Consider the following 23,996-nt stretch of genomic DNA (forward strand, 5'->3'; position numbering starts at 1 on the left):
GAGGGCCGGTCAAGCAGTCCGTCGCTTTTAACCTGCTCAAACGCTTCCGGCTCTACGCTGATGCCGTTCTGTTGTTCATCGCTGACCACGCCGTCCCGTTCACGAACAATATCGGTGAGCGTGCCGTACGTATGCCCAAAGTGAAGCAGAAGATATCCGGCTGCTTTCGTACCGTACTCGGCGCCGAGAATTTCTGCGTCATCCGCTCCTGCCTCGACACGCTGCGCAAACAAGGCCACGGCATGCTCGACGTCTTGCGGCGCGCCTTCAATGGCGATCCAATTCGGCTCGCTGCATAGCGGCTAAATAGTCACAGGGAAAATTGGATCACTAGCAATCCATTTGATAATATTGACCTCAAGGAGATCTTGTCACCAGAACGGCGAAAAAGTAATAAAGACGCTGATCCTTTCGATGTGGATGAAATCGAAAAGATTCTGAACGCTTGTGATCGAGCCCTTGAGCGCTCCATGGTAGCGTGGGCGTTCGGAACTGGCATGCGGCCTTCCGAATACATTGCTTTGATCTGGGACGATCTGGATTTTAGGGAAGGCACAGCAACGGTCGATGGCGCATATGTCGACGGAGTGCTCAGGGACATTGGGAAAACAGACTCAGCACTCCGCGAGATTGACTTAAGGCAGCTCGCCGTAGACGGCCTGAGCACCCAGATGCACAGGCGAGGAGTTGGCGAGTTAGTATTGCCTCATGCGGTCACGTTGAAGCGGTGGACCGGCGACAAGCAGATTCGAGGGCGATGGAAGCGCATTCTAAAGCTGGCGGGAGTGCGATACCGTTGCCCATATCAAACGAGGCATACATTTGCGACCAGTCTGTTGATGCTCGGAGAACCACCACTCTATGTCGCCTCGCAGATGGGGCACGTTGACGCCACCATGGTGTACACCGTCTACACTAAGTGGACCAAAAAAGGGCTGGATGGGGATAAGAAGGAACGTCTAGCGGCGCTATACGCAGAAATAAGATCTGCTTGATCAAATTCCCACCTAAGTTATTGATTTTATTAAAGTAATCTTGGTGGGAAGTGCAAGTTTCGAACTTGCGACCCCTGCAGTGTGAATGCAGTGCTCTACCCCTGAGCTAACCTCCCGAATCGGGCCATATTATGACACGCCCCGGCGGAACCGTCACAACAATTTACGCGCTTGCGTAATTTCTCCAGATACACTCGCCCTTGACGGCCTTGTCGAGTCCTTTCATCACGCCTTCGTGCTCGGCCAGTTCGTCGGCGCTGGCCGCCAGCACGAACGTGTCGGCCAGCGGCACCACTTCCAGCATGACGCCGTCGGACGTGGTTTCTTCTTCCATGTCCATCGACAGCGAATTCTGGCCGCGCGTCATCGACAGGTAGACGTCGGCCAGCAATTCAGCATCGAGCAGGGCACCGTGCAGCTTGCGGTGGGCGTTCGATACACCATAGCGGTCGCACAAGGCATCGAGTGAGTTGCGCTTGCCGGGATGCATTTCCTTCGCATTGACCAGGGTGTCGATAACGCTGGAACAATGCTCGGTGAATGTCGGCAGACCGAGCAGCTTGAACTCCGCGTTGAGGAAGCCGAGGTCGAACGGCGCGTTGTGGATGATGACTTCGGCACCTTGCACGTAGTCGCGTAACTCCTGTGCGATCTCGGCAAAACGCGGCTTGTCGCGCAAGAATTCCGTAGTCAAGCCGTGCACCGCCAGCGCTCCTTCTTCCGAATCGCGGTCAGGATTGAGGTAGCGGTGAAAGTTATTACCGGTCAGCATGCGGTTATGCAGTTCGACGCAGCCGATCTCGATGACGCGGTCGCCCGTGCGGGGATTGAGGCCGGTGGTTTCAGTATCGAGGACGATTTGACGCATAGGGTCTCAAGTGGATCAGGCAGTAAAAAAGGTGCAGCGCGGCAGTATAACAAACCACCGCGCTCTACTTGCGCACGGTCTCGACGCCGCGATTGGCCAGCACGTCGGCGCGCTCGTTGCCGGGATGGCCGTTGTGGCCGCGCACCCAGCGCCAGTCGACGGTATGGGTGGCCTGGATGGCGTCGAGCGCTTTCCACAAATCATCGTTCTTGACCGGCTCCCTGGCGGCGGTTTTCCAGCCGCGCTTTTTCCAGCCATGGATCCACTCCGAGATGCCCTTCTGCACGTACTGGCTGTCGGTGTGCAGCACGACTTCGCATGGCCGCGTCAGCGTCGTCAGCGCTTCGATCACGGCGCGCAACTCCATGCGATTGTTGGTGGTGTTGAGTTCGCCGCCGAAGATTTCCTTCTCGTGTCCGTCGGCGCTCAACCACGCACCCCAGCCTCCGGTACCTGGATTGCCTTTGCATGCGCCATCGGTAAAAATTTCTACTTTGCTCATCCCGCGGTTCTACTTTCTCGGTTCTATTCTGTTGGTTGCGGGGACCGCCTGTTGAGACGCCGCCGATTTCTTGTTCCATGCCGGACCGATGATGGTCATGCCTTTGACGCGCTTGATTGCATGCACCATGTAGACGGCGCCGACATAGGGCCACCAGCGCTGTCCCGAGCGCTCCATGAAGGCGAAGCGCTGAAGCCATTTATCGGTGCGGCACGGCGGCGCGTAGCAGCCGAAATGACTGCGACTGACGGCAAGATTCAACAATTTTAACCAGTCTTTCATCCGTGGCATAGAAATGAATTCGCCGGCGACGGGCAAATAAGGGTTGCGCGCAATGCGCCCCATGCCCTGGCGCAGGCCCCACAGGCTGGCCGGATTGAAGCCGCAGATGATCACCTGGCCTTCGGGAATAAGCACGCGCTCGACTTCGCGCAACACCTGATGCGGCTCGGCGGCAAATTCGAGCACGTGCGGCAGCACCACCAGGTCCAGGCTTTGCGAAGCAAACGGCAAGTCGGTGAAGTCGAGCGCCACCGCGATCTGCCTGCCTGAAGCGGCGATCGCCAACTGGTCGGCGGTCGATGTACGGGTGGCCGCCTGCCATTTGTTGGGCATGCGGTTGGCCGCCAGCGCATCGATCTGCGGCACACCGATCTGCACCGCGTTAAAGCCGAAGATATCGGCCGTCAGTTCGTTCAGGCAAGCTTGCTCCCACTCGCGCACGTAGGCCCCGGCCGGCGTTCGCAGCCAGCCATCGAGCGCTATAATAGACTGTTGTGATGCCGCGCTATCCATGCCTGCCCTTTTGTAGAAACCCACTCATATGATCAATTTACCGCGCAATGCGTTAAGCGTGCTGCCAGTCCCCGCGTTCAAGGACAACTATCTCTGGCTGGTGCATGATGGCGTCAACGCCGCTGCCGTGGACCCGGGCGACAGCGGCCCCATCCTTGCAGCACTGGCCGCGCACAAACTGACCCTCACTGCCATTCTACTCACCCATCACCATGCTGACCACATTGGCGGTGTTCCGCAATTGTTAAATTTTGCGCGGGTGCCGGTATTCGGTCCGCGCAACGATGCCATTTCCGCCGTCACACATCCGCTTGGCGAAGGCGACCGGGTCGACGTGCCCGGCCTCGCTTTGCGCTTACGCGTGCTCGACGTGCCCGGCCACACGAAGGGCCACATCGCCTACGTGCGCGAGGCGCCAACGGAAGCGCCTTGGCTGTTCTGCGGCGACACCTTGTTCGCCGGCGGCTGCGGCCGGATTTTCGAAGGCACGCCGGTGCAGATGGCCGATTCTCTCGGCAAGCTGGCCGCCTTGCCGGATGACACCGGCGTGTATTGCGCCCACGAATACACGCTGGAGAATCTGCGCTTTGCCACCGCGGTCGAGCCAGGCAACCGGGCACTGCGGCAACGGGTCGAGCTTGACACTGCCAAACGCGCCGCCGGCCAGGCCACGGTACCGTCGACCATCGGGCTCGAAAAGGCCACCAATCCGTTCCTGCGCTACCGCGAGGCGGAAATCGTGCGCAGCCTAGTTGCCGCCCGTAAACTTGAGGTTGGCGCCGCGCCGCTCACCGCATTCACTGCCTTGCGTGAGTGGAAAAACAACTTCTGAGGCGCATGAACCCGACGCCCATCGTCACCTTTTACTTCGACCCGGTCAGCCCGTATGCCTGGCTGGCTGCGAACGCGCTCGCGCGGATCGAGGCGGCCGGCGCCCAGATCGTGTTTCAGCCGGTGCTGTTCGGCGCGCTGCTGAATGCCCACAGCAACCTCGGGCCGGCCGAAATCCCGGCCAAACGCGCCTATATTTTCCGTGACGTCATGCGCGAAGCGGCGCGCGCCGCTCTCCCCTTCAAAGGACCGCCAGGCCATCCGTTCAATCCGCTGCAGGCGTTGCGCATGTGCCAGGCACTGACGCGCCAGGACGAGCGGCGCCGCTTCGCGCTTGCGGTCATGAAGGCATGCTGGGAAGACGGGCAGGACGTGTCGGACACGGCGGTCCTGCAGCGCCTGGCTACGGCGTGCGGCCTGAGCGGACCTTCATTGCAAGCGGCGGCCCAGCAACCGGCCATTAAAATGCAGCTGGCGCGCGAAACCGAAAAAGCGATTGCCGATGGGGTGTTCGGGGTGCCGACGCTCAAGGTCGACGACGAATTGTTCTGGGGCGGCGACCGGATCGATAGCTTGATCCGGTGCCTGTCGGGGCAGCGCCAGGAAACTGACGCGCGGGCGTTAGCCGCGCTCGCCGATTTTTTAGCGCTGCCGCCGCTGGCGGAGCGCAAACGCTAAATTTACATCAGATCTCTTCGTACAGCGGCAGCGTCAAAAATTCCGCGAACGAGTCCGACGTTGCCATTTCTTCAAAGATCTGCGCCGCGCGGACGTAAGTCGGATTGTCGCCGTTCGGGGCGTCGACCTTAACCTTTGCCAGCTCTTGCGGAATCATCGCGCGCACCATGTCGGCGGTAACCTTGCGGCCGTCTTCCAGCACGCCCTTGCTCGAACGGATCCACTGCCACACCTGGGAGCGGCTGATCTCGGCGGTGGCCGCATCTTCCATCAGGTTATGGATCGGCACGCAGCCGTTACCCGACAGCCAGCTGCCGAGGTAATGGATGCCGACATTGATGTTGTAGCGCAGGCCCGCTTCGGTGATCGGCGCTTCCGGCTTGAAGTCGAGCAGTTGCGCGGCCGTCACGTTGACGTCCATGCGCTGCTTTTCGACCTGGTTTGGCTTGTCGGCCAGCACCTTGACGAATTCCGTCATCGCCAGCTCGACCAGGCCCGGGTGGGCAACCCAGCCGCCGTCGTAGCCGTCGGTGGCGTCGCGCGCCTTGTCGACCCGCACGCCGGCCATGGCGATTTCGTTCTTCTCCGGATCGTTCTTGATCGGGATCAGCGCCGCCATGCCGCCCATTGCCTGCGCGCCGCGGTGGTGGCAGGTCTTAAGCAGCAGCAAGGCATACGCGCGCATGAACGGCGCCGTCATCGTCACTTTCGGGCGGTCGGCCAGGCAGAAATCCTTGTCCAGCTTGAATTTCTTGATGCAGGAGAAAATGTAATCCCAGCGGCCCGCGTTCAGGCCGGCGCTGTGTTCGCGCAGTTCGTACAGGATCTCATCCATCTCGAACGCGGCCAGGATCGTTTCGATCAGCACCGTCGCCTTGATGGTGCCCTGCGGCAGACCGAGTTCATCCTGGGCCATGACGAAGATGTCGTTCCACAGCCGCGCTTCGAGGTGCGATTCGATTTTCGGCAGGTAAAAATAAGGGCCGGCGCCGCGCGCCAGCAGCTCTTTTGCGTTGTGGACCATGAACAGCGCGAAGTCGAAGATGCCGCCGGAAATACGCTTGCCGTCGACCAGCACGTGCTTTTCATCGAGGTGCCAGCCGCGCGGACGCACGATCAGGGTGGCGATCTTGTCGTTCAGCTTGTACGATTTGCCCTTTTGCTCGAGGGTGATGGTGCGGCGCACGGCTTGCATCAGGTTGAGCTGGCCGTCGACCTGGTTGTGCCAGTTCGGCGTCTGCGAATCTTCGAAGTCGGTCATGTAGGCATCGGCGCCCGAGTTGAAGGCGTTGATGACCATCTTGCGATCGGTTGGACCGGTGATCTCGACGCGGCGACATGCGAGCGCCTGCGGAATCGGCGCAATCTTCCAGTCGCCGGCGCGGATGTGCGCTGTCTCGGCCAGAAAGTCGGGACGTTCGCCGGCATCGAGTTGCGCGACCTTTTCGACCCGTTTGGCCAGCAGTTCCTGGCGGCGCGGCTCGAAGGCGCGCGTCAGCTTGGCAACCAACGCAAGCGCCTCAGGGGTAAGAACCTGATCGAAACCTGGCGCGATGTCTCCGGTAATGTCCATACCGGCCGGGGTAGCAATGCTCATGCGTGACTCCTGTTATTGATAAAGAAATTGAATTGCGTCCTGGCAAGCAAGCTCATGCTGCGCTGCCGCACGCCGGTTCTAGTATAGTGCGGTTGGCGCTGAATTCCAATGCAAGTATATTCACTAAACAGTAGCTAAACGAGACAATAAATACATTCATCTGTGCGTTTTTATCACAGATAACCGGAGTCAACCGAATGGGGCAGTTTCGCCAGATTTCTACTTTCGTCGAGGTAGTGGCACGCGGCAGCTTGTCGGCGGCGGCGCGGGCCGAAGGCATTGCGCCGGCCATGATCGGGCGCCGCCTCGACGCCCTCGAAACCCGGCTCGGCGTCAAGCTGCTGCAGCGCACCACCCGCAAGCTCGTGCTGACCAACGAAGGCGCCGCCTTTCTTGAAGATTGTCAGCGCATATTGGGCGAACTGGAGGAAGCCGAATCGGCCGTGGCCGAGCGCAGCGCGCGCGCCAGCGGCCACCTGCTGGTGTCGGCGCCGGCCGGCTTCGGCCGCCAGCACGTGGCGCCGCTGCTCCCCTCGTTTCTTGCCGAACACCGCGACGTCAGCGTCAACCTGAACCTGAACGACCGCTTGGTCGACGTGGTGGGCGAAGGGGTCGACGTGGCGATCCGGATTGCCAGCTTGTCCGATTCAAGCCTGGTCGGCGTCAAACTGGCGGACAACCAGCGCGTGCTGGTCGGCTCGCCGGCCTACCTGAAGCGGCACGGCACGCCGCACAGCCTGGCCGATCTGTCCAGGCATAATTGCCTCGCGATCAGCAGCGAAGGCAGCCAGCGCGGCTGGACGTTTCTCGAAAACGGCAAGCCGGTGACGTTAAAATTAACCGGCAACATGGTGTGCAATGACGGCGAAGTGCTGCACGACTGGGCGCTGGCCGGCAAGGGGCTGGCGTGGCGCTCCATGTGGGAAGTAGGGCCGGAGATCCGGGCCGGGCGGCTGTGCACGGTACTCGACCATCATGCGGCGCCCGGCAACGATATTCACGCGGTGTTTGCCCAGCGCCGTCACCTGCCGCTGCGAATCCGCGCTTTTGTCGATTTTTTGCGCCATACGTACAACCAGCCGGAGTACTGGCGCGCGGCGTGATGCAAGGGATCAGGCCCGGCTTGCGCTTGAATCAGCTTAGTCGCGGAACCGGCGACGCTGAGCCCCGTGGGGCACGCTAACTCCACCTGATCGGTGCGGAAACCAGGGTCTGTCCCGTGGGGACAGACCCGTTAGACAAAAAAAATCCTCGGAAACCGAGGATTTTCTTATTTCGTTGACTCAGCGATTAGATAGGCTGAATGTTCGAAGCTTGCTTGCCTTTAGGGCCAGCGGTTACTTCGAAAGAGACGCGTTGGTTCTCTTGCAAAGATTTGAAGCCGTTCGACTGGATAGCCGAGAAGTGAGCGAACAGATCTTCGCCGCCTTCGTCAGGGGTGATAAAGCCGAAGCCCTTCGAATCATTGAACCATTTTACGATGCCAGTTGCCATTACAATTTCCTATTTCAGTTAAGTTGGGCTTGCGCCCGTTTTAGATCGTTTAAAGAAGCAAGAAAGAAATGACAGACAGACTGCACTTACTACCTCGAATCCAACGATCCCGTATTATACCCAATAAAACACCGACAACACGAAATTCACAAAATAAAAATGTGCGAAGCCTTAATAATTCCGCACATCACTTTTTGAAGTCTCCATGTCAGCGCTGCAGTGAGTTGAATATAAGCTATCGAAGCGGACCAAGTTTGCGATAGATCAAACGATTTGCCCCGCTCCCGTCATTGCTGTTGCACGTTTTCATCAGGGTAGTTTTTCGACTGCGGGTCGATCTCGGCCCACGCCAGATAGTTATCCAGGCTGACGAGCCAGCTCTCCCAGTCGCGCGGGGCGATCACATCGAACGCCATCAGCACGCGCAGGCGCTGTTCGAGCGCGCGCGCCTGGTAGCCCATGGCGCGAAAACCAAACGTGGCGGCGGACCCGGCGACGGTGTGCAATATCTGACGCAGCTCGGCAACCGACTCCGGCGCCGGCGCGTGCGGATCGAAGACCGCGCGCAGCGTCGCCAGGCGCGCCAGCATGCCGGGCACGCTGGCGGCGAACTTGTCGCTCAACAGCCGCAGACGGGCGAAAAAATCCTGATCGACCAAAGTTGCCATTGCCGCCGGCTTACTTGGTACCAAAAATGCGGTCGCCCGCATCGCCCAGGCCCGGCACGATGTAAGCGTGGTCATTCAAGTGCGAGTCGAGCGAGGCGACATACAGCTTGACGCCAGGATGCGCTTGCTGGAATACCGTCACGCCTTCGGGCGCGGCGACCAGCGCCAAAAAAATGATCTTCTCGTCCGTCACGCCGCGCTTCTTGAGCACGTCGACGGCATAGACGGCCGAATTACCGGTCGCCACCATCGGGTCGCACAGGATGAAGATCCGGTCGGCCGTATCGGGCAGGCGCACCAGGTATTCGACCGGCTTGTGGGTGGCCGGGTCGCGGAACACGCCGATGTGGCCGACACGCGCCGACGGCACCAACTCCAGCAGGCCGTCGCTCATGCCGATGCCGGCGCGCAGAATCGGTACGATCGCCAGCTTTTTGCCGGCGATGACGGGCGCGTCAATGGTCTCGAGCGGAGTTTCGATCGAGCGGGTGGTCAGCGGCAGGTCGCGGGTAACTTCGTAACCCATCAGCAAGGTGATTTCCTTGAGCAACTCGCGGAAGGTGCGGGTCGAGGTGTCGCGCTCACGCATGTGCGACAGCTTGTGCTGGATCAGCGGATGAGTCAGGATAAACAGATTGGGAAAGCGCGAATCTTGTTTCATGGAGGGCAGTTGAGTGATTGTTGTGACTTGTACCAGCATTATCCCAGCCATTGCCTCCCTTGTCCGTAATTTGGCAAATAAATATCGGATTCTTTTGCTCGGCCGGCCGGCGCGCGCCCTGCGCCGGATCGTTTGACTTGTCGAAACAGCGTGCCAGGCCTAGCGCAAACGCAAGTTTCAGGAATTGGCAGCCGTGCCCCCAACCGCTGATGGAGACAGCGGGCAACGCCGTCTTCAGGCTCGATCCGGCCGGCCGCATCGTGTTCGCCAGCCTGAGCGCCCCCCATGGCCTCGGCCATGGCCGCGAACTGCAAGGGACGGCGCTGCACGCCTCCGGGGTCAGTTCCGACATTCGGACACGGCCCCATCCTTAGATTCGAGCCTCCTCCGCCTCCGGGGTCAGTTCCGACATTCGGACACGGCCCCACCCTTAGATTCGAGCCTCCTCTGAAAAATTGCATTGCCGGTGGGAAACGCTACAGCCGAGGTCGTGTCCGAATGTCGGAACTGCCCCCCGGGTCCGGGAAACGCTACAGCCGAGATCGTGTCCGAATGTCGGAACTGACCCCCGGGTCCGGAATGTCGGAACTGACCCCCGGGTCCGCAGCTTCGTCATCGTGCCGCTGTGCGTCAGCGCCAGGGCGCCGGCTTCATCTACAGCGACTGGGACGACAGCTTCCCGGCAATTTCACTGACCGGCGCCCGCCCGGACGTTGAAGCGCCCGATCGACCTCAGGTCAGGCCTTGGCCCTGGCGATGTCCGGCGTCGCTACCCGCACGTCGCCGCACTGGGCGCGGTGCATCAGCGCGTGGTCCATCAGCACCAGAGCAAGCATCGCTTCGGCGATCGGCGTGGCGCGAATGCCGACGCAAGGATCGTGGCGGCCGAACGTTTCGACCATCACCGGATTGCCATCCTTGTCGATCGAGCGGCGTGGCGTGCGGATCGACGACGTCGGCTTGATGGCGATCGACACCGTGATGTCCTGCCCGGTCGAAATCCCGCCCAGCGTGCCGCCGGCATTGTTGCCGACGAAGCCTAGCAAAGTCAGTTCGTCGCCGTGCTCGGAGCCTTTCTGTGTTACCGACTTGAAGCCGGCGCCGATTTCGACGCCCTTGACGGCATTAATGCCCATCATGGCGTAGGCGATGTCGGCGTCGAGCTTGTCGTAGATCGGCTGGCCGAGGCCGACCGGCACGTTATGCGCGACGACGTCGATGCGCGCGCCGATCGAGTCGCCGGCGCGCCGCAGCTCGTCCATCGCCGCCTCCATCCGTTCGATCAGGGCAGTGTCGCCGCTGGCGGCAAAAAACGGGTTGTTCGCCACGTGTTCCCACCCATCGAACGGCACCGCGATGTCGCCCAACTGGCTCATGCAGCCCATGAATACGGTGCCGTACTGCTGTTGCAGCCATTTTTTCGCGATCGCGGCGGCACCGACCACGGGGGCGGTCAGCCGCGCCGACGAGCGCCCGCCGCCACGCGGATCGCGTACGCCGTACTTGTGCCAGTAAGTGTAGTCGGCGTGACCGGGCCGGAAACTGTCGGCGATATTACCGTAGTCTTTGCTGCGCTGGTCTTCGTTCGGGATCAACAGCGCGATCGGGGTGCCGGTGGTCAAGCCTTCGTAGACGCCCGATAGGATCTGCACACTGTCGGACTCCTGGCGCTGGGTCACATGGCGCGAGGTGCCCGGTTTGCGCCGGTCAAGGTCAAGCTGGATGTCGGCCGCCGACAGCGCCATGCCGGGCGGGCAGCCGTCGACGACGCAGCCGATCGCCGCGCCGTGCGATTCGCCGAAAGTGGTGACTGTGAACAGCTTGCCAAATGAGTTGCCGGACATGGGATTGAGCTTAGTGACGAAAACGCTAATTCTACCAGTCCCGCGCGCGGCCCGATGGCGGCGGCCCGAAACCACCCGGCCGGAAGGTTTTGCGTGGGCCGGCATGGAGAAGAACAGTTACCTCAAAGCAGTACATCTATGCTTGACGCATGGAAACGCCCTGCCCTGCGGCAAACCGCTATATACTAAGATTGCCAAAACAATTGGTCAATTCCTGGAGAAGCTGCACATGTCCCATGCGAGCACGCCCTTAAAGCATGTCAAGGACGATCACGACGACCTAGTATTTCTGGATGAACAAGCAGTAACCGGCGCGGCGAGCACGGATTGGGCGGTGTGGCGTGTGATGATCGTCGACGACGACGAAGATGTCCATGCAACGACCACGTTCGCGCTCGGCAACCTCGACATGCAAGGCCGGCCGCTCGAATTCGTCCATGCCTACTCGGCCGCCCAGGCGCGCGAGATGCTGCGCCATGAAAGCGACATCGCCGTCATCCTGCTCGACGTCGTGATGGAGCATGACGACGCCGGCCTACACTTGGTGCGCCACATCCGCGAAACGCTCAAGCTGTCCGACGTGCGCATCATCCTGCGCACCGGCCAGCCGGGCTACGCGCCCGAGATCGACGCCATCCGCGATTTCGACATCAACGACTACAAGACCAAGTCGGAACTGACGCGCATCAAGCTGTACACCACCGTCACGGCGGCGATCCGCTCGTACCAGCAGATACGCGCACTCAATTGCAACCGGCGCGGACTTGACCAGATCGTGCGCGCCAGCACCGAACTGATGGCGCTGCACGGTGTGAAGAACTTCGCCTCCGGCGTGCTGACCCAGGTTGCCGACATCCTCGATGGCAAAGCGGACGGCGTGCTGTGCGCTCCCGAGCCGCAAGGCGGGCGCGCCCGGCAGTTGCCGGTGATTGCCTGCGCCGGCAGTTTTTATCGACTCAATGACGGTGTGCTTGCGAGCCTGGACGACCCGCGCGCCTTCGATGCGATCAGCCGCACGCTGGTGCAGCGCGCCAGCATCTTCGAGCGCGACAGCGCGACGCTGTACTTCGGCGGTAAATCGGGCCGCGACTTCGCCGCCTTCGTGCTCCTGGACCGTCCGCTGGGCGACATCGAAAAGCGCTTGCTCGACGTCTTTTGCAGCAATGTCGCGGTCGGGTTAGAGAACGTCGAGCTGGTCTCGCACCTGCACAACACCGCCTTCTACGATCAGCTCTCGAAGCTGCCGAACCGCACCCGCCTGGTCGAGATCCTCGACGCCACCTTGCATGGGCCGGGCCGCGACACCGCCACGCTGTCGCTGGTCGACCTCGACCATTTTGCCGAAACCAACGAAACCCTCGGCCACCAGTTTGGCGACCTGTTACTGGTGGCGGTGGCAACACGGCTGCAATCGCGCCTCGGCCGGCACCTGACGGTGGCGCGCATCGGCGGCGACATCTTCAGTGTGCTGGGCGACGCCGACGCGGTTAATCCGGAAGCGATCTTGGCCCTGTTTCAGGCGCCGTTTTCGATCGACGGCCAGGACGTGCAGCTGTCGGCCACGCTCGGCCTGGTGCGCCTGGCCGAGCACGATGGCAGCGGCGCCGACGCCCTCAAGGACGCCGACATCGCGCTCAAGCGCGCCAAGATGCAGCAGCGCGCCGGTCACTTTTACTTCTCGCGCAGCATGGGCGTCGAAATCCGCGAGCGGGTGCGCATGATGCACGCGCTGCGCACCGGCTTTGCCAAGGGCGAACTGTTTGTTGTCTACCAGCCGCAGATCGACCTGAACACCCGGCAACCGGTCGGCGCCGAAGCGCTGCTGCGCTGGCAGGTTTCCGACGGCAGTTTCATCTCGCCCGTGCGTTTCATCCCGATCGCCGAGTACTCCGGCCTGATCATCGAGATCGGCGATTTCGTGCTGCGTTGCGCCTGCAAAGAACTGGTGCGCCTGCGCGCCGCCGGCCACTGCGCTTTAACGATGTCGGTCAACGTCTCGCAGGTGCAGTTCCGCCACCCCTTCTTCCTTGCCATGCTGCGCTCGGCACTCGAGGACAGCGGCGCGCCGCCCGAATACATCGAACTCGAAATCACCGAATCGATGGCGATGGAAGAGCCTGACCAGTTGATCCAGATGCTGGCCGAAGTCAAGCGCACCGGCGTGTCGATCGCGATCGACGACTTCGGCACCGGCTTCTCGTCGCTGTCCTACCTGCAGCGGCTGCAGATCGACCGGCTCAAGATCGACCGCGCCTTTGTCAGCGAGATCACCGGCTCGGCGCGCGGCAGCAGTATTGCCGAGATGGTGATCCAGCTCGGCCGCAACCTCGGCCTGTCGGTGGTGGCCGAAGGGGTCGAAGACGAACGCCAGGCGCAGATCTTGCAGGCGCTGGGCTGCCCGATGGCGCAAGGCTTCCTGTTCGCGCAGCCGATGTCGCCGCCGGCGCTGTACGACTGGCTGCGCGAGCACCCGCAGGTGCGAACGGCCTGAGACGGGACGGCGCGACTACGTGCCCGATACCTTGTGCCAAGCTAGCCAGTTGAATCAGTCGTCCTGCCCCGCCTCGACCGGCCAGTCGCGGATATACGCCTTGAGCATGCGGTTCTCGAAGCTTTGCGCTTCCAGCACTGCCTTGGCGACGTCGTAGAACGAGATCACGCCGAGCAGGGTCTTGGCATCCATCACCGGCAAGTAGCGCGCGTGCTTTTCCAGCATCATGCGCCGCACCTCATTGATTTCGGTGTCGGGCGTGACGGTGATCGGATGGTCGTCCATGTGCTTGCGCACGGTGCCGGCGCCGACCGAACCGCCGTTCTTGTGCACTACCTTGATCACTTCGCGAAATGTCAGCATGCCGACCAGGTCGCCGAACTCCATCACCACCAGCGAGCCGATGTCCTTCTCGGCCATGGTGTTGACCGCATCGACCAGCGCCATCTCGGGTGTGGCGGTGTAAAGGATGTTGCCCTTCACCTGTAGTATTTCAGAGACTTTCATGATGGCCACCCTTGTCTGCAAATTAAGTTCGCGAATGATGCCTGACGGTTGACCAGGCGCCTGCTGACTGTAGCCTAAGCGTGGCAAAAAATCCAGTATCTCGGATCATCCACGAATTATCCACGAACTATCCACGAATTATCCACGAATTATCCACAAATAATCCACAAATAATCCAGGCCGGCGCGCCGCCCGGCAGCGGCGGGCCGATGAAATAGTGCTACGATTCGACCCATCCTTTCGACCCCGACGAGCCCACCATGAGCGGTCCCCAGTACCCCGGCTTCGACACCTTGTCGCTGCACGCCGGCAGCACCCCCGATCCCACCACCGGCGCGCGCGCCACGCCGATCTATTTCACGTCGTCGTTTGCGTTCAAGGACTCCGAGCACGCCGCGTCGCTGTTCAACATGGAGCGCGCCGGCCACGTCTACTCGCGCATCTCGAACCCTACCAACGCCGTGCTGGAGGAGCGCATCGCCGCCCTCGAAGGCGGCGTTGCCGGCATCGCCACCGCCAGCGGCCAGGCCGCCATGCACCTCGGCCTGGCCACCATCGCCGCCGCCGGCTCGCACATCGTCGCCTCGCGCGCGCTGTACGGCGGCTCGCACAACCTGCTGGCCTACACGTTAAAGCGCTTCGGCATCGACACCACGTTTGTCGATCCGCGCGACATGGCCGCCTGGCACGCGGCGATCCGCCCCAACACCAAGGTATTGTTCGCCGAAACGCTCGGCAATCCCGGCCTCGACGTGCTCGACATTCCCCGCGTAGCCGACATCGCGCACCGCAACCACCTGCCGCTGATGCTCGACGCCACCTTCACCACGCCGTATTTGCTGCGCCCGTTTGATCACGGCGCCGACCTGGTGTTCCACTCGGCGACCAAATTCTTGTGCGGGCATGGCACCGCGATCGGCGGCCTGCTGGTCGACGGCGGCAGCTTCAACTGGCAAGCGGCATACGAGCAGAGCGGCCGCTTCGGCGAGCTGTGCGAACCGTACGAGGGCTTTCACGGCATGGTGTTTGCCGAAGAATCGACGGTTGCGCCGTTCGCCATGCGCGCCCGGCGCGAGGGCTTGCGCGACTTCGGCGCCGTCATGAGCCCGCACAACGCCTTCGCCGTCCTGCAAGGGATCGAAACGCTCAGCCTGCGCATGGACCGCCACGTGTCGAACACGCGCAAAGTGGTCGACTTCCTGCTGAAAAATCCGGCCGTCGAGTCGGTGTCTTACCCGGAACTCGATTCGCATCCCGACTACGAACTGGCCAAGACGCTGCTGCCGAAAGGCTGCGGCGCGGTGCTCTCGTTCAACATCAAGGGCGACCGCGCGGCCGGACGGCGCTTTGTCGATTCGCTGCAGGTTTTTTCCCACCTGGCCAACGTCGGCGACGCCAAATCGCTGGCGATCCATCCGGCCTCGACGACGCACTTCCGGGTGCCGGCCGACCAGCTTGCCGCATCCGGCATCAAGGAAGGAACCATGCGCCTGTCGGTCGGCCTGGAGAACGTCGACGATCTGGTCGACGACCTGGCACGCGGCCTGAAATTGTCCCAGTTGCCGCAGAAAGGAGCTTGAGATGATCGTCGACGTCGAAGGGGTCGAGGCCTACTGCTACACCGGCGGCAGGCAGTTCGACCCGGCGCTGCCGGCCGTCGTGTTCATCCACGGCGCCCAGAACGACCATTCGGTATGGATCCTGCAGACCCGCTATTTTGCCCACCACGGCTTCAATGTGCTGGCGGTCGACCTGCCGGGCCACGGCCGCAGCAAGGGCGCGGCAAAGACCGACGTCGAGGCGATGGCCGCCTGGCTGCTGGCCTTGCTCGACGCCGTCGGCGTGGAACGGGCCATGCTGGTCGGTCACAGCATGGGGTCGCTGGTGGCGTTGGAGGCGTCGCACCAGGCCCCGGGGCGCGCCGTGAAACTGGCCATGCTGGGCACGACGTACCCGATGAAGGTGTCGGAAGCGCTGCTCGAGACGGCGAAAAACGCCGAGCCAGCGGCGATCGACATGGTCAACATCTGGTCGCATTCGATGCGCGCGCAAAATCCGGCCTGTCCGCTGGCCGGCGTGAGCGCCATGGGCAGCGCGCGCCGGCTGATGCAGCGCATGTCGGCGCTCAATCCGGCACAGCTGTTCCATACCGATTTTAGCGCCTGCAATGCCTATGCGAACGGCGAGGCGGCGGCGCGCGCGCTGGCCTGCCCTGCCCTGTTTATTTTCGGCAGCAAGGACATGATGACGCCGCCCCGGTCGACCAAGACGCTGACAACGGCTGTCGCCCAGGGCAAGATCGTCCACGTCGACGCTGGCCACTCCTTGATGACCGAGCAGCCCGATGCGGTGCTCGATGCCCTGTTCGCGTTTGCCAAGGCATGATTGACGATGGCGTGAACGCCTGCCTTGGTCCGTTTTGGCCCGTTTTGGTCCATTAAAAGGTGACCGATTTGTCTCGCAAATCAGGTCCCCGCGTGCGCCAGGACGACGGGATCATTGCGGCCATTTGACGTTTTGCGACATCCTCGAACGAGGGGACCCCATTTTTTTGCGTGAACTAGGCGCCGCCCTTCGCCGCAAAATGCTCCGCCAGCGTCTCTTCCAGCCCCTGCTCCACCGCCGCCTCCACCTGCCGCGCCAGCGCCGCCGTATCGAACGCCATCGGCGCGCCGGCGCCAACGTCCGTCGCGCCGGCATTGAGCGCGAGCGTCGCGCCACCAAACACGAACAAGCGGTAGACGTCGGCCAGCTTCAACTTCTCCGGATTGATCAGCAGCACCCAGTTGTCGTCGCTTTCCCTGACCCGCTTGCCCCAGCGTAATCGCGCAGATACGTCCGGTTGCACCCGCCCGACCCAGCCCACCGTCACCATCCGGTCGAGCAGCATCGTCATTTCATCGTAGCCGATGCGGGTACGGGTCCGGATCGACGCCGAAGGCACCATCGCCGAATCGGTCTCCCTGGCGCCGCCGTGCAGCACCTTCAGGATCGCCACGGCGTCGACAAAGGCGCCGCCCGGCACCGGCTCGTACCACCAGCGCTCGTATTTGACGATCGGCAGCGCGGCGGTGATCAGCGCGCCCACCAGCGTGATCATCCACGACAGATACATCCACAGCAGGAACAACGGCAGCGCCGCCAGCGCGCCATAAATGATCGTGTAGTTCGGGAACTGCTTGATGAAAATACCGAAGCCGCGCTTGGCGAACTCGAAGGCGACCGCCGCCGCCAGGCCGCCCCACACCGCGTCGCGCCAGTCGACGTAACGGTTCGGCACCGTCATGTACAGCAGCGTGTAGGCGCCGGTGGTCAACGCCAGCGACACCGCGGTGTAGAACAGCGCGCCCAGCAACGGCACGGTGCGCACCAGGTCGTTGGTGGCCATGAACAACTGCGACGTCAGCGTCAGCGACAGGCCGAGCAGCAAGGGGCCGAGCGTCAGCAGCGCCCAGTACATCAGCAGCCGATGCTGAAGCGGCCGGGTGCGCTTGACGCGCCAGATCTGGTTGAAGGAGCGCTCAACCATGCCGATCATCGCGCTCGACGTAAACAGCAAGACCACCGCGCCCACCGCCGACAGGCGCGTTGCCTTGCTGGCGAACTGGGTCAGATTGCCGATGATCGTGTTCGAGATTCCTTTTGGCATCACGGTCTGGACGAAATACGTTTCCAGCGATGCGCGAAAAGTGCTGAAGATCGGGAAGGTGGTAAAAATCGCCAGCACAATCGTCAGCAGCGGCACCAGTGCCAGCGTGGTGGTGAAAGTCAGACTGCCGGCCACCTGCGGCAGCTTTTCTTCCTTCAGCCGGCGGCCGGCAAAGCGAAACAGGTCGCGCACTTCGCTCCAGCTCAAGCCACGTATCAGGTCCACGCTGCCATGGATCATTTCACTGGTCGACCTGGAAAGCGTATGAACTGTTTTGGAAAGCATCCGGCCGCGCTCATATCAGAATGTAAACGGCCCTATAATACCAACGATGAACCCAACTAATTCGACTATTCTTGTTTTGTACTATTCGCGCCATGGCGCCACCCGCAAGCTGGCTGAACTGATCGCCCAGGGAATCGAAAGCGTTCCCGGCTTCGACGCACGCCTGCGCACCGTGCCGGCCGTCTCGACCGTCGCCGAAGCGACCGCCCCGGACATCCCGGCCAGCGGCGCCCCTTACGTCGAAACGCAGGACCTGGCCGACTGCGCGGGCCTGGCGCTCGGCTCGCCAACCCGGTTCGGCAACATGGCGGCCGCGCTCAAGTATTTTCTCGACGGCACGGCAGCCGAATGGCTGGCCGGCACGCTGGCGGGCAAGCCGGCGGTCGTCTTCACCTCCACCGGCAGCCTGCACGGCGGCCAGGAATCGACCTTGCTGTCGATGATGATGCCGCTGCTGCACCACGGCATGCTGGTGATGGGATTGCCGTATACCCATCCGGAACTGATGACCACCTCGAGCGGCGGCAGCCCGTATGGCGCCACCCACTGGTCCGGCATCGACGGCGACAAAGCCATTACCGACGACGAAAAGCGGCTGGCCATTGCGCTTGGGCGCCGCCTGGCACTGACCGCCTCGACTCTCAAGGGAGCACGCTGATGGAACAGCAAAAGATTTTTCATTGGGGCGCCATCGGCAGCCTGGTCGCGCTGATCGGCTGGCTGGTGGCATGGGAAACCGTGGTCGCGCCGCTGCACCCCGGCGGCTCGTTCCTGGTACTCAAGGCGTTGCCGCTGCTGATTCCCCTGCGCGGCGTCCTCAAGCGCGACCTGTACACGCTGCAATGGTCGTCGATGGTGATCCTGCTGTATTTTACCGAAGGCGTGGTGCGCAGCTGGAGCGACATCCTGCCGAAGTCGCAGTTCATGGCGCTGGGCGAAACGGCCCTGGTGTGCACGTACTTCATTTGCGCGCTGCTGTACCTGCGGCCGTACAAAAAAGCGGCCAAGAAGCTGGCCAAGGAATTGCTCGACAAGGTCAATCCGGCCTCCAAGAACGAGTGCTGAGCGATATGTCCTGGCGCATGCGGGTGAACCATGGCTGCTGACTTCCTGCAGCGCTGCCGCCAGGCGGCCGGCCCTGACTACGTGCTGACCTCGCCCGAGGACTGCGCGCCCTATCTCACCGACTGGCGCGGCCGCTTCACCGGGCGCGCGCTGGCGGTACTGCGCCCGGGCGACCCGATGCAGGTGGCGCAACTGGTGCGCGCCTGCGCCGACAGCCGCATCGCGCTGGTGCCGCAAGGCGGGCGCACCGGCCTCGTGCTCGGCAGCGTGCCCGACGCCAGCGGGGAGCAGGTGGTGCTGTCGCTCTCGCGCATGAACCGCATCCGCGCGCTCGACACGGTCAACCGCACCATCACGGTCGATGCCGGCTGCATCCTGCACGATATACAGCAGGCGGCGCTGGCACAGGATTGCCTGTTCCCGCTGTCGCTCGCGGCCGAAGGCAGCTGCACCATCGGCGGCAACCTGTCGACCAACGCCGGCGGCACCGCGGTGCTGCGCTACGGCAATGCACGCGAGCTGTGCCTCGGTCTCGAAGTGGTCACGCCGCATGGCGACATCTGGAGCGGCCTGCGCGGCCTGCGCAAGGACAATACCGGCTACGACCTGCGCGGCCTGCTCATCGGCGCCGAAGGCACGCTCGGCGTCATCACCGGCGCCGTGCTCAAACTGTTCCCGCAACCGAAGGCGTCGATCGCCGCGCTGGTGGCTGTGAAATCGCCGCGCGATGCGCTCGCTTTGCTGCACCTGATGCAGGACCGCGCCAGCGCCGGCCTGACCGGCTTCGAGCTGATGTCCGACTTTTGCATGCAACTGGTCGCTACCCACTTTCCGCGCCTGGCGCAGCCGTTTGCGGCGCGCCATCCGCACTACGTGCTGCTGGAAGTGACCAGCCACGAATCGGAGCAGCATGCCGCCCGGCTGCTCGAACTGTCGCTCGAGCAGGCTCTCGAGCGCGGTCTTGCCGACGACGCCGTGCTGGCCACCTCGAACGCCCAGTCGCGCGCGCTGTGGCAGCTGCGCGAGCATATTCCGCTGGCGCAGGCGGCAGCCGGCAACAACATCAAGCACGACATCTCGCTGCCGGTGTCCGCCATCGCCGACTTCATCGACGTTACCGGCGCCAGGCTGCAGCAAGCTTTCCCGCACTGCCAGGTGGTCTGCTTCGGCCACCTCGGCGACGGCAACCTGCATTACAACGTCGCACCGGCCGACGGCAAGCCGCACGAGAGCTTCCTCGCCAACCAAAAGGCGATCAACCGCATCGTGCACGACAGCGTCGAACAGTTCAACGGTTCGATCTCGGCCGAACACGGCATCGGCGCCCTCAAGCGTGACGATTTGGTGCGCTACAAGCCGAAGGTCGAGCTGGACATGATGCGGGCAATCAAGGCCGCGCTCGACCCGCTCGGCATCATGAACCCCGGCAAGGTCCTGTGAGCGGCCCGGGTCTGCTCGCGCGCTGGCTGCTGTTCGGCGAATGGCGCTCGCACCCGGTGCGCGCGCTGCTGGCGATCGCCGCCATCGCCGTCGGCGTGTCGATGGGTTTTGCCATCCACCTCATCAACGCGGCGGCGTTCAACGAATTTTCGGCCGCCGTCAAAAGCCTGTCCGGCCAGGCCGACGTCCAGGTGGCCGGGCGCGAGGCGCTGTTCGACCAGGCGATCTACCCGCGCCTGGCGCAACGCACGGGTGTCGCCATCGCTTCGCCGGTACTTGAATTCGATGCCGGCGTGCCGGGCGCGCGTGGTGCGTTGAAAATCATCGGCATCGACCCTTTCCGCGCCGGCGCCGTATCGCCCGACTTGCTGGGCGTGCCGGTCGAAGGCAAGCCGTTCGACATGCTGGCCGACGATGCCGTGTTCCTGTCGCCGGCAGCAATGACGTGGTTAAACACCGCAAGCGGCGGCGCCATCGTGCTGCGCGAGGGTACCACCGACTTCAGCTTGCGCGTGGCCGGCGGCCTGCTGCGCGCGCGCGCCGGCCAGCGCATCGGCGTGATGGATATCGGCGCTGCCCAGTGGCGCTTCCGCCAGGGCGGCAAGCTGTCGCGCATCGACCTCAAATTGCGCGAAGGAGTCGACCGCGACCGTTTTGAGCGCGATCTGGCGCGCGAGCTGGAGCGTGAATTCCCCGGCCGCTTCCAGGTCGCCCAGCCGAACGACGAAAGCCTTGATGCCCGCACCAACACCTTGAGCCGCGCCTACCGCGTCAACCTCACCGTGCTGGCGCTGGTGGCCTTGTTCACCGGCGCCTTCCTGGTATTTTCGACCCAGGCGCTGTCGGTGATCCGGCGCCGTGGCCAGTTCGCGCTGATGCGGGTGCTCGGCGTCGAGCGGCGCCAGCTGCTCGGCCAGGTACTGCTCGAAGGCGCCAGCCTGGGTGTGATCGGCGCGCTGCTCGGCATCGCCGCCGGCTACGCGCTGGCCGCCGCCGCCCTGCATTTCTTCGGTGCCGACCTTGGCGCCGGCTATTTTACCGGCGTGCAGCCGGCGGTGCAGTTCACGCCGGTCGCAGCTGTCGTGTTTTTTGCGCTGGGACTGGGCGTGGCCCTGCTCGGCTGCCTGGCGCCGGCCTTGGAGGCGGCGCGCGCGGCGCCGGCGGTGGCGCTCAAATCGGGCAGCGACGAGACCGCATTGTCCGGTCTTGCGCGCATCTGGCCGTCGCTTGCCTGCCTGTCTGTGGCGGCCCTGCTGACGCGCGCGCCGCCGCTGTTCGAGCTGCCCATTTTCGGTTACATCGCGATTGCGCTGCTGCTGGTCGGCGGGATCGGCATGATGCCGCGCGTGGCCGCCTGGGTATTCGGCTTTCTAAACCGGGTCGCGATGCGGCGCGCCCGCCAGCACCCGGTGCCGGCACTTTCCCTGGCGCGGCTGGCGAACGCCTCGGGCAGCGCCGCCATCGCGCTCGGCGGCGTACTGTCAAGTTTCAGCCTGATGGTGGCGATGGCAATCATGGTGTCGAGCTTTCGCGTCTCGGTCGACGACTGGCTGGTGCAGATCCTGCCGGCCGACCTGTACATCCGCAACGCGGTGGCCGGCAACACGACCTCGCTCGGGCCAGCTGAACAAGCCGCGCTGGCTGCAACTCCCGGGGTGGCGCGCGTCCAGTTCCTGCGTTCGCGCCAGGTGTCGCTCGACCCGGCGCGCGCGCCGGTGACCCTGATCGCGCGCGACATCGACGTCGACGATCCCGGCCAGGTGATGGTGCTGGTCGGCGCCAGCGCGAAGCGGCCTGCTGCGAATGGCACCGAATCGATGCCGGCGTGGGTATCCGAAGCAATGCTCGACCTGTACGGCGCAAAGGTCGGCGCCCGGATCTCGATCCCGATCAACGGACGGCTGCGCGAGTTTTTCATCGCCGGCGCCTGGCGCGATTACTCCAACCAGTCCGGCTCGGTGCAGATACGGCTGCCGGACTACCGCTTGCTTACCGGCGAGCAAGACGTGAGCGACGCCGCCGTCTGGACCCGGCCTGGCGTCACTGCCGCCGAAGTCGAATCGCGCCTACGTGCGCTGCCGTTCGGCGCCGCCCTGCAGTTCGCCCAGCCGAGCCAGATCCGCGCGATGAGCCTGAAGATTTTTGACCGCAGCTTCGCCGTCACCTACTTGCTGGAGGCGATTGCGATTGCCATCGGCCTGTCGGGCGTGGCCGCCACCTTCTCGGCCCAGACGCTGGCGCGCGCGCGCGAATTCGGCATGCTGCGCCACGTCGGCGTCACCCGCGGCCAGATCCTGCGCATCCTGGCGCTCGAAGGCGGTTCGCTCACCGCGCTCGGCGTCGCCTGCGGCTTCGTCCTGGGCCTTTTCATCAGCCTGATCCTGGTATTTGTCGTCAATCCGCAATCGTTCCACTGGACCATGCAGCTGCATATGCCGTGGGGTTTGCTGGCCAGCGTCGCCTCGCTGCTGCTGGGCGCCTCGGTGCTCACCGCACTGGTGTCGGGGCGCTACGCCTTGTCAGGCGGGCCGATTCGCGCCGTCAGAGAGGACTGGTAATGCGTTTTATTTTCATGCTGATGCTGTTGATCGCGACCTGCTGCCGGGCGGCGCCGCCGACCTTCGCGCCCGTGGTGCCGGACCGGCCATTGGCGTTCCCGCACGACTTCGGCGCCCACCCCGAATTCAAGACCGAGTGGTGGTACGTCACCGGCTGGCTGGCAAAGCCGGATGGCAAGCCGCTTGGCTTCCAGGTCACTTTTTTCCGCAGCCGGACCGGCGTTGACGACGCCAATCCAAGCGCGTTCGCGCCAAAGCAGCTGATCATCGCGCATGCCGCGCTGTCCGACCCGGCGTTCGGGCGCCTGGTGCACGACGAGCGCAGCGCGCGCGAAGGCTTCGGCCTGGCCTACGCCAGGACCGGCACGACTGATGTGAAGGTGGACGACTGGCACATGCAGCGCGGTGCTGACGGTGCCTACACGGTGTCGATCCGTTCGACCGAACTGACGCTTGAGCTGCGCCTGACGCCGAGCGGCCCGCCGCTGGTGCAGGGTGCCCAGGGCTACTCGCGCAAGGGGCCGAACCCGGCCCAGGCGAGCTATTACTACAGCGAACCGCAACTGTCGGTCAGCGGCCTGGCGGGCCGCGCCGGCGCCGCGCCGGCCAAGGTCACGGGTAGCGCCTGGTTCGATCACGAATGGTCCAGCCAGGCGCTCGACCCGGGTGCCGCCGGCTGGGACTGGGTCGGCGCCAACCTCGCCGACGGCTCGGCGCTGATGGCTTTCCAGATTCGCGGCAAACAAGGTGGTAAACTATGGGCGCACGCGGTCTTGCGCGATGCCTCCGGCAAAGTGACGCAGTTTTTACCGGGCCAGGTCAGTTTTACCCCGCGGACGCGGTGGAAGTCGCCGCGCACGGGCGCCGTCTATCCGGTGGCGACGACCATCGTCACCGGCGACGCCAGCTGGAGCATCTTACCTTTGCAGCACGACCAGGAACTCGATACGCGGCGCTCGACCGGCTCGGTGTATTGGGAAGGCGCGGTGACGATCGAGCGCGACGGCAAGCCGGCCGGCCACGGCTATCTCGAAATGACGGGCTACGACAAGCCGCTCACGCTATAAA

The 23,996-nt window shown here is 63.2% G+C and carries 24 protein-coding genes and 1 tRNA gene; 14 read left to right on the forward strand and 11 right to left on the reverse strand.

The window, feature by feature from the left end:
• On the forward strand, window positions 1–299 hold a 299-nt coding region (locus tag CR103_RS04880), incomplete at its 5' end, for an IS66 family transposase (protein ID WP_143752517.1).
• Between the two features lie 69 nt (window positions 300–368).
• Window positions 369–995, forward strand: a complete 627-nt coding sequence (locus CR103_RS04885) for a site-specific integrase (protein WP_180279279.1) — start codon at window positions 369–371, stop codon at window positions 993–995.
• 41 nt (window positions 996–1,036) lie between these two features.
• Here the strand turns inward: CR103_RS04885 and CR103_RS04890 are convergent.
• The 4 genes from CR103_RS04890 to CR103_RS04905 form a co-directional block, all read right to left on the reverse strand.
• Window positions 1,037–1,111 (reverse strand) — tRNA-Val (locus CR103_RS04890).
• Between the two features lie 47 nt (window positions 1,112–1,158).
• Window positions 1,159–1,863 carry a DNA polymerase III subunit epsilon gene (gene dnaQ, locus CR103_RS04895; RefSeq protein ID WP_099914896.1) on the reverse strand — a complete coding sequence of 235 codons (705 nt, stop codon included), beginning with the start codon at window positions 1,861–1,863 and terminating at the stop codon, window positions 1,159–1,161.
• Window positions 1,864–1,927: 64 nt separating this feature from the next.
• The gene (gene rnhA / locus CR103_RS04900) at window positions 1,928–2,365 is read right to left on the reverse strand and encodes a ribonuclease HI (protein ID WP_099914897.1); all 438 of its coding nucleotides are present in this window, start codon (window positions 2,363–2,365) and stop codon (window positions 1,928–1,930) included.
• Window positions 2,366–2,374: 9 nt separating this feature from the next.
• Window positions 2,375–3,160, reverse strand: a complete 786-nt coding sequence (locus tag CR103_RS04905; protein WP_099914898.1) for a class I SAM-dependent methyltransferase — start codon at window positions 3,158–3,160, stop codon at window positions 2,375–2,377.
• Window positions 3,161–3,188: 28 nt separating this feature from the next.
• Here CR103_RS04905 and gloB point away from each other — a divergent pair, with 28 nt between their 5' ends.
• The gene (gene gloB / locus CR103_RS04910; RefSeq protein WP_099914899.1) at window positions 3,189–3,992 is read left to right on the forward strand and encodes a hydroxyacylglutathione hydrolase; all 804 of its coding nucleotides are present in this window, start codon (window positions 3,189–3,191) and stop codon (window positions 3,990–3,992) included.
• Between the two features lie 5 nt (window positions 3,993–3,997).
• The gene (locus tag CR103_RS04915) at window positions 3,998–4,669 is read left to right on the forward strand and encodes a 2-hydroxychromene-2-carboxylate isomerase (protein ID WP_099914900.1); all 672 of its coding nucleotides are present in this window, start codon (window positions 3,998–4,000) and stop codon (window positions 4,667–4,669) included.
• Between the two features lie 7 nt (window positions 4,670–4,676).
• On the opposite strand, the gene aceB is transcribed toward CR103_RS04915, so the two are convergent.
• Window positions 4,677–6,266, reverse strand: coding sequence for a malate synthase A (gene aceB / locus CR103_RS04920; protein ID WP_099914901.1), 1,590 nt, complete (start codon window positions 6,264–6,266; stop codon window positions 4,677–4,679).
• 197 nt (window positions 6,267–6,463) lie between these two features.
• Between aceB and CR103_RS04925 the strand changes: the two genes are divergently transcribed.
• Window positions 6,464–7,369, forward strand: coding sequence for a LysR family transcriptional regulator (locus CR103_RS04925; RefSeq protein ID WP_099914902.1), 906 nt, complete (start codon window positions 6,464–6,466; stop codon window positions 7,367–7,369).
• 187 nt (window positions 7,370–7,556) lie between these two features.
• Here CR103_RS04925 and CR103_RS04930 read toward each other — a convergent pair whose 3' ends face one another.
• The 3 genes from CR103_RS04930 to upp all read right to left on the reverse strand — a co-directional run bounded on the left by CR103_RS04930 (window position 7,557) and on the right by upp (window position 9,089).
• Window positions 7,557–7,760, reverse strand: a complete 204-nt coding sequence (locus CR103_RS04930; protein ID WP_010398811.1) for a cold-shock protein — start codon at window positions 7,758–7,760, stop codon at window positions 7,557–7,559.
• Between the two features lie 287 nt (window positions 7,761–8,047).
• Window positions 8,048–8,428 carry an Hpt domain-containing protein gene (locus CR103_RS04935; protein WP_099914903.1) on the reverse strand — a complete coding sequence of 127 codons (381 nt, stop codon included), beginning with the start codon at window positions 8,426–8,428 and terminating at the stop codon, window positions 8,048–8,050.
• 10 nt (window positions 8,429–8,438) lie between these two features.
• Window positions 8,439–9,089: a uracil phosphoribosyltransferase gene (upp, locus tag CR103_RS04940; protein ID WP_099914904.1), complete on the reverse strand. Its 651-nt coding sequence runs from the start codon at window positions 9,087–9,089 to the stop codon at window positions 8,439–8,441.
• A 209-nt stretch (window positions 9,090–9,298) separates the two neighbouring features.
• Here upp and CR103_RS22455 point away from each other — a divergent pair, with 209 nt between their 5' ends.
• Window positions 9,299–9,463, forward strand: a complete 165-nt coding sequence (locus tag CR103_RS22455) for a hypothetical protein (RefSeq protein ID WP_180279280.1) — start codon at window positions 9,299–9,301, stop codon at window positions 9,461–9,463.
• 363 nt (window positions 9,464–9,826) lie between these two features.
• On the opposite strand, the gene aroC is transcribed toward CR103_RS22455, so the two are convergent.
• Entirely contained in the window at window positions 9,827–10,933 is a 1,107-nt protein-coding gene (aroC, locus tag CR103_RS04945; protein WP_099914905.1) for a chorismate synthase, read from the reverse strand.
• Window positions 10,934–11,162: 229 nt separating this feature from the next.
• Here aroC and CR103_RS04950 point away from each other — a divergent pair, with 229 nt between their 5' ends.
• On the forward strand, window positions 11,163–13,424 hold the full coding sequence (locus CR103_RS04950; RefSeq protein ID WP_099914906.1) for an EAL domain-containing response regulator: 2,262 nt from the start codon (window positions 11,163–11,165) through the stop codon (window positions 13,422–13,424).
• Between the two features lie 54 nt (window positions 13,425–13,478).
• On the opposite strand, the gene CR103_RS04955 is transcribed toward CR103_RS04950, so the two are convergent.
• Window positions 13,479–13,931, reverse strand: a complete 453-nt coding sequence (locus CR103_RS04955) for a CBS domain-containing protein (protein ID WP_099914907.1) — start codon at window positions 13,929–13,931, stop codon at window positions 13,479–13,481.
• 260 nt (window positions 13,932–14,191) lie between these two features.
• Here CR103_RS04955 and CR103_RS04960 point away from each other — a divergent pair, with 260 nt between their 5' ends.
• Both CR103_RS04960 and CR103_RS04965 read left to right on the forward strand, forming a co-directional pair.
• The gene (locus tag CR103_RS04960; RefSeq protein WP_099914908.1) at window positions 14,192–15,511 is read left to right on the forward strand and encodes an O-acetylhomoserine aminocarboxypropyltransferase; all 1,320 of its coding nucleotides are present in this window, start codon (window positions 14,192–14,194) and stop codon (window positions 15,509–15,511) included.
• Between the two features lies 1 nt (window position 15,512).
• Window positions 15,513–16,316, forward strand: coding sequence for an alpha/beta fold hydrolase (locus tag CR103_RS04965; protein WP_099914909.1), 804 nt, complete (start codon window positions 15,513–15,515; stop codon window positions 16,314–16,316).
• A gap of 175 nt (window positions 16,317–16,491) precedes the next feature.
• On the opposite strand, the gene CR103_RS04970 is transcribed toward CR103_RS04965, so the two are convergent.
• Window positions 16,492–17,820, reverse strand: a complete 1,329-nt coding sequence (locus CR103_RS04970) for a YihY family inner membrane protein (RefSeq protein WP_099914910.1) — start codon at window positions 17,818–17,820, stop codon at window positions 16,492–16,494.
• 91 nt (window positions 17,821–17,911) lie between these two features.
• On the opposite strand from CR103_RS04970, the gene wrbA reads away from it, so the two are divergent.
• The 5 genes from wrbA to CR103_RS04995 are packed head-to-tail and all read left to right on the forward strand — an operon-like array spanning window position 17,912 to window position 23,995.
• Complete coding sequence (gene wrbA, locus CR103_RS04975) at window positions 17,912–18,523, forward strand: NAD(P)H:quinone oxidoreductase (protein ID WP_099914911.1); 612 nt, start codon at window positions 17,912–17,914, stop codon at window positions 18,521–18,523.
• Window positions 18,523–18,930, forward strand: coding sequence for a DUF2069 domain-containing protein (locus CR103_RS04980; protein WP_099914912.1), 408 nt, complete (start codon window positions 18,523–18,525; stop codon window positions 18,928–18,930). Before wrbA ends, CR103_RS04980 begins: the two co-directional genes overlap by 1 nt.
• 30 nt (window positions 18,931–18,960) lie before the next feature.
• Window positions 18,961–20,370, forward strand: coding sequence for an FAD-binding oxidoreductase (locus tag CR103_RS04985; protein ID WP_099914913.1), 1,410 nt, complete (start codon window positions 18,961–18,963; stop codon window positions 20,368–20,370).
• On the forward strand, window positions 20,367–22,928 hold the full coding sequence (locus CR103_RS04990; protein ID WP_229442809.1) for an FtsX-like permease family protein: 2,562 nt from the start codon (window positions 20,367–20,369) through the stop codon (window positions 22,926–22,928). The genes CR103_RS04985 and CR103_RS04990 overlap by 4 nt, the downstream gene beginning before the upstream one ends.
• Window positions 22,928–23,995, forward strand: coding sequence for a lipocalin-like domain-containing protein (locus CR103_RS04995; protein WP_099914914.1), 1,068 nt, complete (start codon window positions 22,928–22,930; stop codon window positions 23,993–23,995). Before CR103_RS04990 ends, CR103_RS04995 begins: the two co-directional genes overlap by 1 nt.
• The last annotated feature ends 1 nt before the right edge of the window (window position 23,996 follow it).

The sequence above is a fragment of the Massilia psychrophila genome (assembly GCF_002760665.1).
In the GTDB taxonomy this organism is placed as follows: Bacteria; Pseudomonadota; Gammaproteobacteria; order Burkholderiales; family Burkholderiaceae_D; genus JAFCUW01.